This window comes from Staphylococcus sp. HMSC063A07, assembly GCF_001836955.1.
Classification (GTDB): domain Bacteria; phylum Bacillota; class Bacilli; order Staphylococcales; family Staphylococcaceae; genus Staphylococcus; species Staphylococcus lugdunensis.
The window spans coordinates 312,714-330,590 of sequence record NZ_KV830924.1; the positions used below are offsets into that span (position 1 = coordinate 312,714).

Below are 17,877 nucleotides of genomic sequence, written 5' to 3' on the forward strand. Positions count from 1 at the left end.
CTAAATTAACGAAGTGCCTTATGTATAAAGAATATAACATGACTTAACTTACACGACCAATGGAAACTTCAGTTCTTATCCCCACACATGACATGTCACGATATGTTAATAACATTATCGAAACAATCCCAGATAATAAATTCGAGGAATTCAAATATCATCGTGGTGCTACATCATATCACCCTAAAATAACGAAGAAAATAGTAATTTCTATCTTATTTCGCTAGAAATTACCATTTTCTCTTTAATCCGAGATATTTATGTCTCATACTGTCCCTTTTTCATTATTTTTCTTATATTAAGACAAAACCAACTTCTCTTCTAACTTTGTTTGTTATATTTAGATTAGAAAATTTATATTATCACTTAAATAAAATTTAATCATTAGTTCTTTTATTTATCATAATTTGTATATATAACCCTAGAAAAACTTCATCAGGATAATCTAATTCAGAAGTGTTATCTATTTGAATTGTATGTCTTTCACCCCTACTTTTTGTATATTGAATCTTATTTAAATCGAAGAAACTTCTGTGAGCATCAAATATCACTTTGTCATCTTTTACAATTTTAGTGTTCATACTTAAATAAGGATTAATAAATTTATACATTGTGTTCTTATTAGAATAAAACGTATATGGTAGTTGTTGTTTCATTCCTTTTTCTGTAATCAATTTTTGTCTTTGTAAAATCCCTATATTAGTTTTATCCAGATACACTTTATAATGAGGACGTAAAGACAAAAGTTTTATTCGTTTTATTTTTAAAATATGATTATCTGATTTTAAAAATATTCCAAAAAGAGGAAAAAAACCAATTATACTCATCCACTTTTGAATTACATTATTAAAATCCGTTGTATAGTATATATTTTTATTGCCGTATATTGGAATATATTGTTTATCAATCGTTATTAATGGTGCTTGATAAAAATATTCTCCATTAGCAAAAATTTTAAATTCGTTATTCTTTGCATCTTTTATAATTTTAGCAAACTGTTTTTGTGTATATCTTCTATATAGTAAAAAAGCTATAATTACAAAAAACAAAATGATCCAAAGTACAATGAAAATCCATAAATTTTCTAAAGGAAATGTTTCACCTTTTATAACAAAATTTCCTGTTACTAAAATTAAAAATATTGTTAAAAATAGCCATATTATGAAAACGCAAGCTATACTCATTATTCCACTCATCCTCACTATTGAATTTTCACATAACAATCGTTATATTCTAATAGATTTACAAGCAAAATATTACCTATTTATTCTATACTTTGACTTTCATACTCTTGTTAATATTTCTTTCTTAATGCCACTCATATTTTGTGATAGTGATTTATTTTATTCTTAATACGTATATTCAATGTAATTTGTTTTAATCTAATTCTATAAAACAATTAAATTTGTATACTTTTTGAAAAAGAATAATACATTTTTGCAAGCAATTTAATCTTATCATATTTTGCAACTATTTGTTTATATTGATGAGTTTAAGCGTCTTTATCATGCATCTATAACACATAATTTTCGTTTTCATAATCTAATAAAAAAACACCTTACATCTTGGTAAGGTGTGGTGAAGTCAATTATCTACAATATATTTATTATAGTTTAACAACGTTTGCAGCTTGAGGTCCGCGGTCGCCTTCAACTACTTCAAATTCTACTGATTGACCTTCTTCTAATGATTTGTAACCATCTTGGTTAATAGCTGAGAAGTGTACGAATACGTCGTTTTCTCCTTCAACTTCGATAAAACCAAAACCTTTTTCAGCATTAAACCATTTTACTGTACCTTGTTTCATAACTGTGAAACCTCCAAGACTAAAATTCATACAATATGCGTTATTCGCATATTACAAAAAATACATGTATGTATTATGTATAACTAATTAATAATTATGTATAAAACTTCAGATATTCTTTGCAATATGGAATAAAACTACTGCTTAGTTGTTATTATATGTTAGATTACGCCAAAATGCAATATAAATGTAGAAAACTATTGTTTATTCAAATTTTGGCATATTTAAATAAACCTCATTATTATTTAATACAATAAAGCTATAAAATATTTGTAAGTCCTCTTCACAATCTTCACAATAATTCATATCACAATTGTTATAAAAAGCATGTATATTAAACTTACCTACAACATAGTTATCATAGTCTTTTTTACTTTGTTTAATAAGTGCTTTATAAGCATCAAGCATTTCAGTGTATGTCGAAAATGAACTTTGTTTCACAATTTTATCAGTCCAGTCACTAAATAGCCACCAGCCCTCATAATCAGCCCTTATTTTTGCCACTGTCCACATTTAAGTTTCCCCCCTGAATGCTATACCTATAATCAATATTTTAGCTTTTTAGTTTATAAATTCAAGCATTCCGACTCATACTTTTGACGGATGCCCTTTGCGATAGCTGTAGCAATTATTAGGTTTTTAGTTTAAAAGTTCGTATAATATAAACAAGGGGTGATGTTATGCAACGCAAACATATTAAGATCTATGGTATCGTACAAGGCGTGGGCTTTAGATTTTATACGCAAAGAATTGCACATAAATTCAAAATAACTGGGACAGTACAAAATATTGAAGATTATGTAGATATATATGCTCAAGGGAATGAAGAACAATTAAATCAGTTTATTGCAAGTGTAACAACAGGTGCATCACATGTTGATGACTATGAAATCGAAACACTTGAAATTGATAACCAACTTAAAGAATTTAAAACTATTTAACAAAGGAAGATGACCGTGAGGTACACTATTTCTCGAATTTTCGGTGTTCTAGTGGGCACGCCAATCGCGATAATATCATGTATTGTGAGTATTTTCGTATTAGATATTTCTTTTCTGTTAGATGCTTTAATTGGGTTATCGATGTTTTTTGTTTCCTACCTACCGACACAGCGTCTTACCTCTCGCAAATATTTAATTGATATTGGCTTATCAAGAAGAGACTATCGTTTTGTCAGACAGCAATTAAGTATTTCTCACAAAAAAATCCGAAGTATTATAAAATCCTTTATCAATATTAGATCTATACAAGATTTTAGACAAATAAATGATATTTATCGTATTGCAAAGTCCATACATTTTAGCGTAAAACAACGACCACGTATGTTTTTTAAGGTGGAAAGCTTTTTTTATTCACACATAGACAACGCTTTAAATCTTGTGGAATCTTATACTCACTTAGCACGAATGCCTAAAAAATCGAAAGCAGAAAAACAAAAACTACAGCAAACGCGTATTACATTGGATGAAATTAAACGCACACTTATTGCCGATTTGAAGCGACTAAATGAAGAAGACTATGAACGACTAGATACTGAGATAGAACTAAATAAAATCGAACAGCAACGAAAGCGATTATAAACTAGCACTGGAGTGAATAACGAAATGAGCAATGAGAAACAATCTTTTAAGTCACATCCTCTAGACGAATATATCAATGGTCAAACTTCTCATTCTCCAAATAAAGAGAATAACTCACAAATCCAAAAGCTAACACCTGAAGAAACTCGTAGAATTGAAGAAATATGTGAAACGATTAAACCATTAGACAATGAAAGTCTACTAGCTTTTGGTGCAAATTTACAACAAAAGATGTCTCAATTTTCTCATCATATGTTAGATGAAGTAAAAAGTAAAGATGTTGGCCCTGTAGGCGATACTCTAAATCAATTAATGTCGAAATTAAAAGCAGTTAACCCGGATGATTTGAGTCCTGAGAAGCAATCTAAATTGAAACGATTATTTAGACGCACAAAAGCTTCTATAAATGAAATGTTTTCTAGAATGCAATCTGTCAGTTCACAAATTGACCGTATTACTATCCAATTGAATCAACACAAAGATCATTTATCACGTGATATTGCGTTATTAGACGAACTTTATGAATTAAATAAAAATTACTTTGATGACATTTCATTATATATTTTAGCAGCTCAACAAAAGAAAGAAGCAATACAAACAGAGACATTGCCTCGTATGCGCGAACATACACAACAAAATAACAATCAAATGGCTATTCAAGATATCGCCGATATGGAACAATTCGTTGACCGATTAGACAAAAGAATTTATGATTTACAACTCTCACGTCAAATTGCACTACAAACTGCACCTCAAATTCGAATGATTCAAAATGTTAACCAAGCTTTAGCTGAGAAAATTCAAAGTTCTATTTTAACTAGTATCCCCCTTTGGAAAAACCAAATGGCTATTGCACTGACACTATTAAGACAAAGACACGCTGTTAGATCACAACGTGCCGTTACCGATACTACAAATGATCTACTTACACAAAATGCATCAATGTTAAAACAAAATGCGCTTGAAACAGCAACCGAAAATGAACGTGGTATTGTAGACTTAGACACACTTAAAGCAACTCAAAGTGATATTATTCAAACGATAGAACAAACACTTGAAATTCAACAACAAGGCCGACAAAAACGTCAGCAAGCCGAAAAAGAACTTAATCAACTTGAAACTGAACTAAAGACACATTTAAACAATATGCGACACAATAAATAAATTCAACCGAATATTAAATAAATGCGCTAGGAGCAGATAACCCTAGCGCATTTATTTATTCTTTCTGATATATAATATGTTCTTGCTTAATAAATATTGACACGATATAACCTATTACAGTAGCTATCACTGCGATAGGTAGCCATTCTAATGAATATTGTTTTAAAGGTAAATGCGCAATGAATGGCATTTTTATCCAACCACTCGTACTCATCACACTTAGCACTGATACAATACTAACTACAACAATAGGTATTTGTTGGGCAATTCGTTTTGTTGGTATAAAACGTGCTAATAATATAAGTAGCACTACTGTAATAGCAACTGGATAGATGATACTTAGTACAGGTACTGACATTGCTATAACGTTGTTTAATCCCAAATTTGCCAATAGAAAACTCACAAACGTAAAGAAAACAACATACATTTTATATGGAATTTTTGGCAAAATACTATTAAAATACTGACTTACAGCCACTATCAAACCACAAGCTGTCGTTAAACATGCCAAAGCCACAATTATTCCCAATAAATATTTCCCCAATAATCCAAAACCTGTTGAAGCAATCAATGTAAGCAGATATGTTCCTACATTTTGATTATGAGAAACTAATAAATCTAACTTGTCCTGCGAGATAGCCATACGATTACCTAAAAATCCTAAAGAAATGTAGATAAATACTAAAGCACTTGCAGCAATTAGACCAGCTAATGCAGTTTGCTTAAAAATTTGATCAGCATGGTTTACCCCTGTTAGTTTAACAGCATTGACAACAATCATTGAAAATGCAATTGCTGCTATCGCATCCATCGTTAAATAACCTTCCGTAAAGCCTTTTGTAAAAGCACCAAAATGAGATTGATATAAATCTAAATTACCATGAGACGGCGGATTGCTTCCAAAGTCTATAAATCCTTTAACTATCATTGCTAAAATTGTAATTAATAACAATGGTGTTAACAATGAGCCTATACGTTCAACCATTTTATTCGGATTGATACACAGATATAAAACTATTAGAAAATAGATTAATGTGAAAATTAATAATGCTACGTTACCATTCGTATGTGCAATTGGTGTAATTGTCATCTCAAATGCTGTCGATGCAGTTCTAGGAATTGCAAATAACGGTCCAATAGTTAAATAAATGATAACAAGAAATACTACTGAAAATTTAGGTGAAATTTTATTAAATGAGCCAATGTATCCATTTTTATCAAGAGCACCTACCATGACACCTAATAAAGGTAAACCGATTCCTGTTAATGAAAAAGCGATGATTGCTGGCCAAAAAAAGCGGCCACTATCTTGTCCAAGATTAGGTGGAAATATCAGATTTCCTGCTCCAAAAAACATAGCAAATAAAGTGAAACCGATTATCCAAGTATTCTTATTCATGCTACTGCTCCTTTTTATCTGTAAAATTGCAATAATTTAAATTCTAGCATAAAAAGGATTTAAAAGTCTAGTTAATTTCAGAAAATTTAAAAATCAAATTAATATTACTTATTGAATAACATTAATTTATAGGGATTTTAACAGTAGTTTTTTTAATAGTGGTGACAAGTGACTCGGTAAATTTTCTACACCTTCAACAAAGATGGCATATTGACCATAAATATTATGAATTGTTTGTTCTATCTCTTCAGTAATTGGATCTTGACTTAAAAAGACATTAAATACTTCAATACCGTATTTTCTTGACATCTCAACAGCTTCATAAGTATCTAAGATACCATCTTGACTATAATTATATGCAGATGGTTCACCATCTGAAAAGACAATTAAAAATCGTTGGTTATGACTACGTCTCAATAATCGTTCACTACCAATTCTAATAGCTACGCCATCCCTATTATCATCTTGTGGATGGAGTGACATAATGCGAGGTGCACTACGTTCTAATGTAGAATAATCATAGTTGATAATTTCATCTATAATATTAGGTTGACGTGTTTCATCCGAATCAAAAGCATCTTCGTTAAATGCTAATATCTCATGTTTTACATTCAACGATTTTAATGTTTCATGGAACAAGACGACACCTTTTATTGTTTCTTCCATCTTGTCAAACATGCTTGCTGAAGCATCTACAAGTAGTGTAAAAGTTGCATCAAATGACTTACTCAAGTCCTGCTTCTTGTAGAATAATTTATATTGATCATCTATGAACCAATTGGTTAAATTTCGCTGCAAACGTCCCTTAGTTAAATTGTGACGCTCATCTTGATGCTCACGCTCAATTGTTTTTTTAATAATTTGTATTAAATCTTTTGTTTCAAATTGGACATCTGATTTAACGGTTTGATACTGCATCAAATATTCTGGTAAGATATCAGGAATTTGCCATTTAATTTCAACATTTTCATTGATACCTTTTAGTGCAAACGAAGCATTTTGACCAATGGCACCACCTTCTTGGTTATCCAGCGTACTTTCAGAGCCACGTCCTTTTTTAGTCATCATATCTGTCATATCGTCAGATGAATCTCCTTCACGTGCTGTATCATTGTCACTCATGACATCACTGTTTTCGCCTTCGTGAAGTTCCATTTCTAGATAAGCGCCACCTTCTGACTTACTATCTTCCGCATTTGTATCGGCTTCAGCAGACTCAGAATCGGTTTCTTCATTTGTATTATCATGTCCATCTACATTAGCTGCATCAGTACGTTTTAACTCTTCAAATGTCATTTCTTGTATTGCTTCATATACCTTTTTAGGTAAATGATAATATTCATTCAGCATATCTTCCTTTAGTATATCATCCACTTGAAACATAATACGTTGTGCGAGGTACATATTATCTTCAGAAGATCTATTTTGGAAGAAGTTAGGCAAATATTGGAACATATGATTTAATATATCATCTATTTGTGCATGAATTGTTGGAATCTCAAAGAAATTTTGAGTTAAAAATGCGCGTTCTAAATATAAAAATAGCAAATCTGTATACACGGTTTTAGTCTTATAAAATTTAATTTGTGATTCAGTATAAGACAAACGCGTTTGCAGACGTAAATCTATAATCTTAGCAGTACTAGGTCGATCGTTACGTATATGATTAAATACTCGTGAATCTTCTAATAATCGAAAAATTTGCTGATAAAATTTAGGATGTTTAAATGCTTTGTCGTGAATAACCTCATTAACTATTTTTTCGTCCATCAATTTGTAACCGTAAGCTGCGAGCATGACGTCTGTTTTTAAACCTGCACGTTCAATTTGTTTAGGTCGATGAGACCAAAACCAGCTTGTAATCAATGTATTATTCATTGGATCATAATAAGGGAATTTTTGAATTTTAACGGTTGTCTGTTCGTTTTTTAAGAGCAAGCGTGCTAAATCTTGCAACATCATCACTTGTTTAGCATCTAGTTGCTCATCATTAAATTTTATAAAACGATCGCTCATAATCAACTATCCCTTTCTAAAAGTTTAATTCGATTGCATTTTTAATTGCCTGTTGTTCACGTTCATCTTCTAGTTTATCGATAATTGTTCGCTGTATGGCACGTTCAATAGGCATAACTGTAATTAAATCACTTAAATCTATTAAAGCACGTATACTAGCTGCTTCTTCAGAAATTTGGCCTTGTTTTGACATGGTTCTTAAGTCTTCATTAAATTTGATGATTTGCGCAATAATTTTATCGTCTTGCAAACGACTTTGCTCTTTAATCACATTGCTTAATATGTCTCCATCAATATAGTCTACTTGAATAACAACAAAACGATTTTTAAGCGCTTCATTCATTGGTAATGTCCCTACATATCCTTCATTTATCGCTGCAATAACATTAAATCCAGGAGCTGCTTCAATTACTTCACCAGTAAAGGGATTTGTTAATTTGCGTCGGTAATCAAGTACACCATTTAATATTGGCAATGTTTCGGGTTTGGCCATATTGATTTCATCAATATATAAAATATGACCTTCTTTCATAGCACGAATGACTGGTCCGTCAATGAAAACAATTTCCTGATCACCTTGGTCATTTGTTTTAATCGTTTTGAACCCCAATAAGCTCTCTGCATCTAAATCAACAGAACAGTTTACTTGGTGCATTGGAATATGGACGACTTCACTTAAAGTTTCTGCTAATTTTGTTTTACCAGATCCTGTAGGGCCTTTTAATAAAATATTTTTATTCAATTCAAATAGCGCCTTCGCATCATTAAAAACCGATTCATCTGAATTTTTATATTGATTTTGTACCATTAATTTATGAACTCCTTTAGTTAATTAAATGAAAATAAGACCTAGGAAAGGAACAATTATCACTGTACTCAGCCTAGATCCTATATTTATTATTAAGTTATTGTACAATCACATTAAACTTATTTTCTATACTTCTTTAAAGTACGTTTTATAATAACCACCAACTAATCCAGAATTATCAATAATTTGATAATATTCTTCTGTTTCATTAATAACATCATATCGTTGTCCTATAGTTAACATATCGGATACTGTAAATTTTTTAGCATCTGTATTAACCACTTCAACTTGTTTAATTGGTGTTTTTGTTTTCCATGTTTCGTGTAGCATATTACATGACCTTCCTTTGTACAATTTATATAAATTTTAATTTTCTAATGTATAAATAAATGAAATACCACTATTTTCAGTGATGCGTATCGATTTAACATCACCTTGATTTAGTGTTTGATAAGGTACCCCTATTTCTTTAAGATCAGACAAAGCTTGATTAAATTGGTGTACATCTTGAGTAGCAAATTCTACTTGTTCTACAACACCCTCTTCAGTCATTTCGATTTGTGGTTCTGCTTGATATAAATGTATTTCTCCACCTAAACCACCATCTCCAATTTTAAATACTTGGATTTTTTTATCTTCGAATTCTGAAGACTCATATTCTGCAAAATGATGCAATCCAAAGACATGTGTAAGCAATGATGCCGTCACAGATAACTCATTCACTTGAAGGATTACCGGCCCTAACCCTTGAACCTGATGCAAAGGATTAACTGAGCTATCAAAATCAGGCATACCTAATTGAATACCAACATTATGTTCATTTGAATAAATATCAAAAATTTGTTGGTTTTTATCCATAAAATTAAAATGTTTATGTCCATTTAATTCAGACATATCACCAAAAGTAATATTATGGCTCTTAAATATTTCCTGATATTCTATCAAACCTTCATCAGTAGGTGTACGAAATCCAACACTAGCAATATGTTGATTACGATAATCACTATGCGGTACTTCAACAAAATGTAATCGTGTACCTGGACTTAAATTTGCATCGCCAAAGCGCAATGCGTTGTTTTTATCAACAATATTCATACCAACTATATCTTTAAATAAAGCCTTTGTACTCATCATATCACTTGTCCCAATCGTGACACTTCTCAGTCCGCTCATAAAAGACACCCCTATTTTATTCATTTCATTGTCATTATAACTTATTTCTTAAATGATTTATATGATGAGGTTCTGAAGTACGCCATTCATTTTTTCGCTTCTCCCCAACCAGCAAATTATTTTGAGCTGTTTCATTTTAAAAGAACTAACACTATTCATGCAAGATAACGATTCAATTACATTTATAACTAATCTTTATATTTTAAATTAGTAATAAAAATAAATAGAGCAGGCCATCAAATGACAAACCTGCTCTTATAAAGATATATCATATTAGTTAATGCGTAATTATGATTCTAATAATAAATCTTCTGGATTTTCAATGAGATCTTTAATTGTTTTCAAGAAACCTACTGCTTCTTTACCATCAATAATTCTGTGATCATAGCTTAAAGCAATATACATCATTGGTCGATTTTCAATTGTATCTTTATCAATTGCAATTGGACGTGTCATAATTGAATGCATACCTAATATTGCTGCTTGACTACCATTGATGATTGGCGTACTCATCATTGAACCGAAGATACCACCGTTAGTAATTGTAAATGATCCATTTACCATGTCGTCTAAGCCTAATTTTTTATCACGCGCTTTAACTGCTAAATTAGCAATTTCTTGTTCGATTTCTGCAAAATTCTTCTTATCACAGTCCCTTACAAATGGAACTAATAAACCATCATCTGTTGATACAGCTATACCAATATCATAATATTGTTTCTTGATCATGTCATCTCCATCAATTTCAGCATTGACTTCTGGATATTTTTTCAACGCGGCTACTGCTGCTTTTGTGAAGAATGACATAAATCCTAATTTTGTACCATCATGATCTTGCATAAATTTTTCTTTTTTACGTTTACGTAATTCCATCACATTCGTCATATCAACTTCATTAAATGTCGTTAACATTGCTGTATTATTTGATACTTCAAGCAATTTATTAGCTGCTGTTTTCTTACGACGAGACATTTTTTCACGAATAACTGGTTTGTTTGGTGTCGAAGATGATGATGTTTCTGGCGCTTTTCTTTGTGCCGTTTCTGCTTTTTTATTTGATGACTGTTGTTGACGTTGATCAATATCTTCTTTTCTTACGACATCATTAGATTTACCTGCTACTTCAGCAAGGTCTACACCTTGTTTTAAAGCATGACGACGTGCTGAAGGTGTGGCATTTACACGTTGAGTATGTTTTTTTACTTCGTCAGAACGATCTGCTTTTTCAGCTTCATCTTGTCGCTGTTCATGATCACGAGTTGTGTCTTCGTTAGCTGTATTTGTAGTTGTTTCTGACTCCGACTCACCTTTAGATTCAGCCTTACCGTCAGATTTTGAAGCTTCTGCTGATTTCGCTTCAGCACTACCTTCTCCAACAATGGCAATGGCTTGTCCTACTTCAACAGTATCACCTTCATTAGCAAGTTGTTCTTGAATCACACCTGCATCTTCTGATACAACTTCCACATTAACTTTATCTGTTTCTAATTCTAAAATTGCTTCTCCTTTTTCAACAGAATCGCCAACATTTTTAAGCCATTCTGCAATGGTCCCCTCTGTAATTGATTCTGCTAATTCCGGAACTTTAACCTCTGGCATAAATAATTTCCCCCTAGTTTCGTTTTAAGACACTTTTAATAATGTTACTTTGCACAAGTTTATGAATTTCACCATCACCTTCAGCCGGAGCTGCGCGTTTAATTCTTCCATGATAGCTTAAATTAATTTGTTCTGGTGTGATAGATTTAAGATGTGGATATGCATATAACCATGCACCTTGATTTTGAGGTTCTTCTTGTACCCAACATACACTTTCGATATGCGGTAATGTATCAAATATTGCCTTTATCTCATCTTCTGGGAATGGATATAAACGTTCAACAGCAATTAATAATATTTGTTCATCTGGATTCTTAACCAAATATTCTTTCAAATCGACAAACATTTTTCCAGAAGCCAGTACAACTTTTTTCACTTTTTTAGGATTATAAGTCTCGGTAAGAATTGGTTGGAACTGCCCTTCAGTAAATTTATCAATAGGTTGTGCTACTGTTTTATTGCGCAATAAACTTTTTGGTGACATTACAACCAATGGTCTCATGGCTTGTGTTCCTAAGCTTGCTGCTTGAGCACGTAATAAATGGAAATAATTACTTGCGCTTGATAGGTTAACGACAGTGCTATTATTTTCTGCAGCTAATTGTAAAAAACGTTCTAGCCGTGCTGATGAATGTTCTGGTCCTTGTCCTTCAAAAGCATGTGGTAAAAATAATGTTAGGCCACTTCGTTCTCCCCACTTTGCTCGTGCGCTTGACATAAAATTATCAAACATCATTTGTGCCATGTTTGAAAAGTCTCCATATTGTGCTTCCCAAATATTAAAACTTTCTTTATTTTCAACATTATAGCCATATTCAAATCCAACTACTGCTGCTTCAGAAAGTGGCGAATTATGGACTTCAAACGTCGCCTTTTGATGTGGCACATGATGTAATGGCGTGTATGTGTCTCCAGTTTCTTCATCATGTAATACAGCATGGCGATGACTGAACGTACCACGCTCACTATCTTGTCCAGTTAAACGTATTGAAGTCCCATCTTGCAGTATTGTCGCAAATGCAAGTTGCTCTGCTTGAGCCCAATCAACTAATCCTTCCTCTTTCTCAAATGGTTCTCGACGCTTTTCTAATACTTTATTTAATTTTTTTAATATATGAAATCCCTCTGGATAAGATAACATCGCATCGTTGATTTCTTTTAACTTTTCAACTGAAAATGATGCTGTTTTACTTTCTAATGGCGCTTGTAGTGCACTTGGTCTAGCCATTTCAGGGTCATCCATTTTATCTGTTTTATCGATCTTATCTTGTGCTGCACGCATCTCTTTATGCACACGTTCAATTGTTTCATTCATATAATCTTCAGAGATAACACCTTCATCAATTAATTGTTTGCCATATAATAATTCCACTGAGTCATGCTGACGAATATTATGATAAGGCACTGGATTCGTAATTGATGGTTCGTCCATTTCATTATGTCCGTAGCGACGATAACCGACTAAATCAATAACAACGTCTTTATGAAATTCCTTTCTAAATTCAAGCGCAATATCAATAGCTTCAATAGTTGCTTCCACATCGTCCGCATTAACATGTAAAATAGGAACGTCATAACCTTTCGCTACGTCACTTGAATATGTTGTAGATCGTCCATCAATCGGTTCTGTTGTAAAGCCAATTCTATTATTTGTAATAATGTGCAATGTGCCACCAGTGGAATAACCGTGAAGATTGCTTAAGTTCATTGTTTCAAAGTTAATACCTTGACCTGGGTAAGCAGCATCACCATGAATAATAATAGGCATAGATTGATGATAGTCTGTCGTAGGTTTTCCTACGCCATGTGTGTTATCTTGTGCTGCTCTCGTTTTTCCAATAACTACCGGTGCTACAATTTCTAAATGACTTGGATTATTCGCTAATGAAATACGTTGCTGAATACCATACGTATCCGTTGTTTTGACTCCGCCTAAATGATATTTCACATCACTTGTCCATCCAGCAGTTAATTCTAAGCTACCATCTTCAGGTAAGAACTTCATTGGATCAGTATGCATAAACTCCGATATCATCATTTCATATGGCTTTTCCAGCACATGTGTTAAAACATTTAATCTACCTCGATGTGCCATGCCAATTTGAATATTCTGAATTTCTTCTTCAGCCGCTCGTCTCAATGTATGCTGCAACATGGGCACTAATGTATCCACGCCTTCAATAGAAAATCGTTTTGCACCAACAAAGTTTTTATGCAAATATTTTTCAAAACCTTCAACGTGTGCGAGAGTATTAAATAAATGCCTTTTTTGATCATGATTTAATGTAGCTTTATACGGCGTTTCAATTCGACGTTTTAGCCACGTACGTTCTTTATTATTATTTATATGATTGTATTCAAAAGCAATTGGCCCCTTATAACGTTGTTCCATACGTTTAATTGCTTCATAGGCATTATCATATATATCTTTAAAATGATCTGAAACAATGCCTGCTGTTATACCTTCTAGAGTTTGTTTATCTAAATTAAAATCCTCGATTGTTAATTTAGGTAAATGTGTTCTTTTAGGAGGATTTATCGGATATATATCTGCTAATAAATGGCCATACTGCCTAATATTATCAATCAAGCGCATTACTCGCTTAATTGTGCTATCATCCGTTAAGTCACCACTCCCATCTGTGGCTGGCTGAGCTATAGTATGAGCTTCACCATTTTTTATTGTTCCGAATAACACTTGTAAATCATCAGGCACAGATGATGGATCTTGCAAATAATCATCATACAAATCCAGCATTAAACCAAGATTTGCGCCAAAGTTTACAGGTGCTTCTGTAACATCTGTCTTATCCTTTGTCATATGATACCCTCCACATAATAGTTAAACGCTTACACGTTAATAATAGCATTAATTTATGCATTGATAAAGTACATATATGGATTAAAAAATAAAAAGCAGAACCCATTCAAAATGTGATTCTGCTAACCTTTTCAGGCATTTAATTTTATTGTTTATAAATAAAGAAAATGCATAATTCACCATTTCTTATACGGTTATGCAAGGTTGGCGTCTTTTTCAAATTGAATAGTAAATGTAGTATATTGGTTAACTTCACTATCAACAGTGATATATCCACCATTTGCAGTCGCTAATTTTTCAGCAATAGACAACCCCAACCCATTTCCACCTTGACTACGGGCACGAGATTTATCAACACGGTAAAAACGGTCAAATATGAATTCTTGATCTGCTTTTGGTATACCTTGACCATGATCCGTGATTTTAATGGTAATTAATTTATTGCGTAATTGTGTTTCAACTTTAATTTTCTTACGCTTTGTATCATACTTCATAGCGTTATCTAAAAAAATAAGCAATAATTGTTCAAATTGATGACGGTTCATATATAGAAGTAATTGTTTGGGTGATAAATTAAGTTCAAAGTTGTAATCAGGATGCAATTGCTCTAAAGATTTAATACGCGTTCTTATTTCTATGTTTATATCAACTGGTTCATGTTCATTGGCTGAATGTGTAACATTATCTTTTGACAATAACAACAACTCTTCAACTAACTTTGTAATTCGATTCATTTCCTCAATGGAAATGTTGAGTGATTCTTCTAACACTGCTGGATCTTTTTTACCCCAGCGCTGAATTAAATTAAGATGGCCTTGAATAATTTGAAGTGGTGTACGCAATTCATGCGAAGCATCTTCTACAAATTGCCGCTGTTGATTAAATGACTCTTCGATTTGTAGCATCATATCATTAAATGTATCAATAAGGTTGTCTGTTTCTTCATAATTAGTTGTTAATTCTAATTTTTTCTGAAAACCATCACGCCGGATTTGAATCATTTTGTTTGACATAGTCACAATTGGTTTTGTGATTTGTGATGAAAATATGTAACTAATGCCTGCTGTAATGATAGTTGCAATAATACAAAATACTAAAGCAACAACATATATTGAACCTACAGTATTATTAAATTTTTGTAGGGAATGCACTAATACTGTATAACCATGAAAGCTTGGCGTATCAATTGTTTCAGTCAACACAATATAGTCTTCACCATTTCTGCTCATAATTTTTATGCGGTCATGATTATCCTTATCGAAAGCAGGATAAAAGTGTGTAGCATTATTGTTCGCAGTTTGAAATAGTTTTTTTCCATTATGATCATAGATTAATACTTCTTGAAAATTCTCCAGCGATGCACTAATGTCTAATGGAGAAATTGTATCAATAGGTTTAGACTCCAATAAATTAGCTATATCTTTTGAGCTTCTTTCAGCTTCATCTAATTCACCATCTTTTAAGGTATCTTTCAAGAAAAAGATAATCACTAGACAGAATAACAAGATTGTTAAGAACATAATCAAAGTTGTAATAATCATCCATTTATATTTTAGTTTACGTTGTTTTATCATCGTATCACATATCCTACGCCTCGGACTGTTTCAATCGTTCTTTCTTTATTAAAAGGCTTTAACTTATTTCTTAAATATCTGATGTAAACATCTACAACATTCGTTTCAACTTCACTATCATATCCCCATACATGATCAAGTATTTGTTCGCGTTGCAAGACATGATTCCTATTTTCTGCAAGAACATACAAAAGATCATATTCTGTTTTAGTTAAATCTAGTTGTGTCCCGTCCACGGTTACTTCAAAAGCATTTTTATCAATAATAATACCATTAATATCGATAACATCTTTCTGGGGTTGTCTGCGTAAAATCGCTCGTATTCGAGCAAATAATTCTTCAATTTCAAATGGTTTTACAATATAATCATCTGCCCCATAATCCAAGCCAGTTACTTTATCCATCGTTTCACTCTTTGCTGTAATAATAATTATGGGTGTCGTGTATTGCTGACGAATTCTTCTACAGATTTCTAAACCATTAATATGAGGCAACATTATATCTAATATAATCAAGTCATATGTTTTGGTTAACGCTTTATCTAAACCACTTTGCCCATCATTCTCTATGTCCACTTTATAATTTTCATGCGTTAATTCCAGCTCTAGAAAACGAGCTAAATTTTGTTCATCTTCGACAATTAAAATATTTGCCATTTCTCCACCTCTTTTGCATTACACTCTTTATTTCACTACCTGACTTTTCTATTTTATTATAATACAAAATATTTAACCACCAACCATAGTCTAAGATTTATGATTAACTTTCAAAAATTTATCATAAAAATTTCAGTTTTCTAATTGACAATCATTATCAATGATGTATAATAATAATTGAAAATGATTATCAATACCAAATAGAACTCCCCCCACATATTCGTTCTTATGGATTGATCATTTTCGAATTCCCCTTTTATATGCCCTTAAAAGACTAACGTAAAGCTTACAATAACGCTAAACGTGTACATAAAAGCAGCTCCCTAATGGTAGCTGCTTTTAATCTATATTTTGACACTGACATTCCTAATCGTATAACTCGGAATGTTAAGAAAAAATTGGAATATAAATTCCAAAAAATAGCACAAAGGTGATGTGAAATAAATCATCTTTGTGCTTCTTTATATTGAATACTTTATATTGTTGGCTCACTTGCTAAGGGGATAGCTTTAGGTACCCCAACCTGCTTTGCTTGTTGAATTTCTTCTCGAAATTCTCTCTGTTGGGGCCCCAGTCAAAGATATTTTGTCCTGGCTGATTAGTTTTGGCTATTTAAAATGATAGTTAATGATTTAACTTGCATTGATTTTTTAATTTGTAATGTTATAGAGTTTTTTTCTTAAAATTAGCGTTGATAAAACAATACAAAATACCCCACCAATGATACCGGCAACAATATCTGTAGGATAATGAACTCCTAAATAAACTCTAGAGATGGATACCATCAAAATCATTAATGCACATAAGCCAATAATAATACCTTTATCAGCGCCAGACATTTTACGGTTAATAATAAACATCACGCTTCCAAAGAATGCGGTCGAACCCATAGCATGTCCACTTGGAAAACTAAATCCAGTGATATCAATTAATCGCAATAAAGTTGGTCTTTCACGGTCAAATATATTTTTTAACACCGGATTGAGTATACTTGATAGTCCCATAACTAGTACAAAAAAGAGTGCTTCTATTTTACAACGTTTAAGCATGAGATAGGCAATCAGCATTAGAGAAAGTGACAACATGGCCCACACTTCACCAATTTTGGTTGCACCTAATAATATAGATGTCGTGATAAAACTTTCTGAAGCATAAATAAATTCGTAAACCTCATTATCAATCCACTTTCCCAAACGAGACTCATGAAAGAAAGCTATTATTCCAAACACTAATGTAAAAATAATGAGCAATGAAATGCGCTTCGTGCGGTTCACAAAATT

Annotated in this window: 16 protein-coding genes and 1 pseudogene; 3 read left to right on the top strand and 14 right to left on the bottom strand. The window is 32.2% G+C overall.

Going from position 1 to position 17,877, the window contains the following annotated elements; all coding sequences use genetic code 11:
* Positions 1–377 precede the first annotated feature (377 nt).
* The 3 genes from HMPREF2597_RS07515 to msaA all read right to left on the bottom strand — a co-directional run bounded on the left by HMPREF2597_RS07515 (position 378) and on the right by msaA (position 2,320).
* Positions 378–1,184 carry a hypothetical protein gene (locus tag HMPREF2597_RS07515; protein WP_002478213.1) on the bottom strand — a complete coding sequence of 269 codons (807 nt, stop codon included), beginning with the start codon at positions 1,182–1,184 and terminating at the stop codon, positions 378–380.
* 422 nt (positions 1,185–1,606) lie between these two features.
* Entirely contained in the window at positions 1,607–1,807 is a 201-nt protein-coding gene (cspA, locus tag HMPREF2597_RS07520) for a cold shock protein CspA (protein WP_002433901.1), read from the bottom strand.
* 204 nt (positions 1,808–2,011) lie between these two features.
* Positions 2,012–2,320, bottom strand: a complete 309-nt coding sequence (gene msaA / locus HMPREF2597_RS07525) for a regulatory protein MsaA (RefSeq protein ID WP_002459141.1) — start codon at positions 2,318–2,320, stop codon at positions 2,012–2,014.
* A gap of 167 nt (positions 2,321–2,487) precedes the next feature.
* On the opposite strand from msaA, the gene HMPREF2597_RS07530 reads away from it, so the two are divergent.
* Genes HMPREF2597_RS07530 through HMPREF2597_RS07540 form a run of 3 tightly spaced genes read left to right on the top strand, consistent with a single transcriptional unit; the run spans position 2,488 to position 4,551 of the window.
* The gene (locus HMPREF2597_RS07530) at positions 2,488–2,748 is read left to right on the top strand and encodes an acylphosphatase (RefSeq protein ID WP_070817254.1); all 261 of its coding nucleotides are present in this window, start codon (positions 2,488–2,490) and stop codon (positions 2,746–2,748) included.
* Positions 2,749–2,763: 15 nt separating this feature from the next.
* The gene (locus HMPREF2597_RS07535; RefSeq protein WP_002478214.1) at positions 2,764–3,387 is read left to right on the top strand and encodes a 5-bromo-4-chloroindolyl phosphate hydrolysis family protein; all 624 of its coding nucleotides are present in this window, start codon (positions 2,764–2,766) and stop codon (positions 3,385–3,387) included.
* Between the two features lie 24 nt (positions 3,388–3,411).
* Complete coding sequence (locus tag HMPREF2597_RS07540) at positions 3,412–4,551, top strand: toxic anion resistance protein (RefSeq protein WP_002478215.1); 1,140 nt, start codon at positions 3,412–3,414, stop codon at positions 4,549–4,551.
* Positions 4,552–4,606: 55 nt separating this feature from the next.
* On the opposite strand, the gene brnQ is transcribed toward HMPREF2597_RS07540, so the two are convergent.
* The 11 genes and pseudogenes from brnQ to HMPREF2597_RS07590 all read right to left on the bottom strand — a co-directional run bounded on the left by brnQ (position 4,607) and on the right by HMPREF2597_RS07590 (position 17,871).
* On the bottom strand, positions 4,607–5,950 hold the full coding sequence (brnQ, locus tag HMPREF2597_RS07545) for a branched-chain amino acid-like transporter carrier protein BrnQ3 (protein WP_002459145.1): 1,344 nt from the start codon (positions 5,948–5,950) through the stop codon (positions 4,607–4,609).
* A gap of 126 nt (positions 5,951–6,076) precedes the next feature.
* Positions 6,077–7,966, bottom strand: a complete 1,890-nt coding sequence (locus tag HMPREF2597_RS07550; protein WP_002459146.1) for a vWA domain-containing protein — start codon at positions 7,964–7,966, stop codon at positions 6,077–6,079.
* A gap of 16 nt (positions 7,967–7,982) precedes the next feature.
* Complete coding sequence (locus HMPREF2597_RS07555; RefSeq protein WP_002478216.1) at positions 7,983–8,774, bottom strand: ATP-binding protein; 792 nt, start codon at positions 8,772–8,774, stop codon at positions 7,983–7,985.
* 126 nt (positions 8,775–8,900) lie between these two features.
* Complete coding sequence (locus HMPREF2597_RS07560; RefSeq protein WP_002459148.1) at positions 8,901–9,104, bottom strand: DUF6501 family protein; 204 nt, start codon at positions 9,102–9,104, stop codon at positions 8,901–8,903.
* Between the two features lie 36 nt (positions 9,105–9,140).
* Positions 9,141–9,947, bottom strand: a complete 807-nt coding sequence (locus HMPREF2597_RS07565; protein WP_002478217.1) for a VOC family protein — start codon at positions 9,945–9,947, stop codon at positions 9,141–9,143.
* Positions 9,948–10,235: 288 nt separating this feature from the next.
* The gene (gene odhB / locus HMPREF2597_RS07570) at positions 10,236–11,546 is read right to left on the bottom strand and encodes a 2-oxoglutarate dehydrogenase complex dihydrolipoyllysine-residue succinyltransferase (RefSeq protein WP_002478218.1); all 1,311 of its coding nucleotides are present in this window, start codon (positions 11,544–11,546) and stop codon (positions 10,236–10,238) included.
* Between the two features lie 13 nt (positions 11,547–11,559).
* Positions 11,560–14,367, bottom strand: a complete 2,808-nt coding sequence (locus HMPREF2597_RS07575; RefSeq protein WP_002478219.1) for a 2-oxoglutarate dehydrogenase E1 component — start codon at positions 14,365–14,367, stop codon at positions 11,560–11,562.
* Between the two features lie 194 nt (positions 14,368–14,561).
* The gene (locus HMPREF2597_RS07580) at positions 14,562–15,941 is read right to left on the bottom strand and encodes a HAMP domain-containing sensor histidine kinase (RefSeq protein ID WP_002478220.1); all 1,380 of its coding nucleotides are present in this window, start codon (positions 15,939–15,941) and stop codon (positions 14,562–14,564) included.
* Complete coding sequence (locus HMPREF2597_RS07585; RefSeq protein ID WP_002459153.1) at positions 15,938–16,597, bottom strand: response regulator transcription factor; 660 nt, start codon at positions 16,595–16,597, stop codon at positions 15,938–15,940. The genes HMPREF2597_RS07580 and HMPREF2597_RS07585 overlap by 4 nt, the downstream gene beginning before the upstream one ends.
* Before the next feature lie 135 nt (positions 16,598–16,732).
* A pseudogene (locus HMPREF2597_RS12910) lies at positions 16,733–16,831 on the bottom strand (hypothetical protein); the annotation flags it as partial.
* A 416-nt stretch (positions 16,832–17,247) separates the two neighbouring features.
* A complete protein-coding gene (locus HMPREF2597_RS07590; protein WP_002459155.1) occupies positions 17,248–17,871 on the bottom strand; it encodes a phosphatase PAP2 family protein in 624 nt (207 codons plus the stop codon).
* Between the last annotated feature and the right edge of the window lie 6 nt (positions 17,872–17,877).

Coding starts and splice junctions, on each gene's coding strand:
- HMPREF2597_RS07540 (WP_002478215.1), top strand. CDS start 3,412: ATGAGCAATGAGAAACAATCTTTTAAGTCACATCCTCTAGACGAATAT.
- odhB (WP_002478218.1), bottom strand. CDS start 11,546: ATGCCAGAGGTTAAAGTTCCGGAATTAGCAGAATCAATTACAGAGGGG.
- HMPREF2597_RS07550 (WP_002459146.1), bottom strand. CDS start 7,966: ATGAGCGATCGTTTTATAAAATTTAATGATGAGCAACTAGATGCTAAA.
- msaA (WP_002459141.1), bottom strand. CDS start 2,320: ATGTGGACAGTGGCAAAAATAAGGGCTGATTATGAGGGCTGGTGGCTA.
- HMPREF2597_RS07585 (WP_002459153.1), bottom strand. CDS start 16,597: ATGGCAAATATTTTAATTGTCGAAGATGAACAAAATTTAGCTCGTTTT.
- HMPREF2597_RS07565 (WP_002478217.1), bottom strand. CDS start 9,947: ATGAGCGGACTGAGAAGTGTCACGATTGGGACAAGTGATATGATGAGT.
- brnQ (WP_002459145.1), bottom strand. CDS start 5,950: ATGAATAAGAATACTTGGATAATCGGTTTCACTTTATTTGCTATGTTT.
- HMPREF2597_RS07530 (WP_070817254.1), top strand. CDS start 2,488: ATGCAACGCAAACATATTAAGATCTATGGTATCGTACAAGGCGTGGGC.
- HMPREF2597_RS07560 (WP_002459148.1), bottom strand. CDS start 9,104: ATGCTACACGAAACATGGAAAACAAAAACACCAATTAAACAAGTTGAA.
- HMPREF2597_RS07555 (WP_002478216.1), bottom strand. CDS start 8,774: ATGGTACAAAATCAATATAAAAATTCAGATGAATCGGTTTTTAATGAT.
- HMPREF2597_RS07580 (WP_002478220.1), bottom strand. CDS start 15,941: ATGATAAAACAACGTAAACTAAAATATAAATGGATGATTATTACAACT.
- HMPREF2597_RS07515 (WP_002478213.1), bottom strand. CDS start 1,184: ATGAGTATAGCTTGCGTTTTCATAATATGGCTATTTTTAACAATATTT.
- cspA (WP_002433901.1), bottom strand. CDS start 1,807: ATGAAACAAGGTACAGTAAAATGGTTTAATGCTGAAAAAGGTTTTGGT.
- HMPREF2597_RS07575 (WP_002478219.1), bottom strand. CDS start 14,367: ATGACAAAGGATAAGACAGATGTTACAGAAGCACCTGTAAACTTTGGC.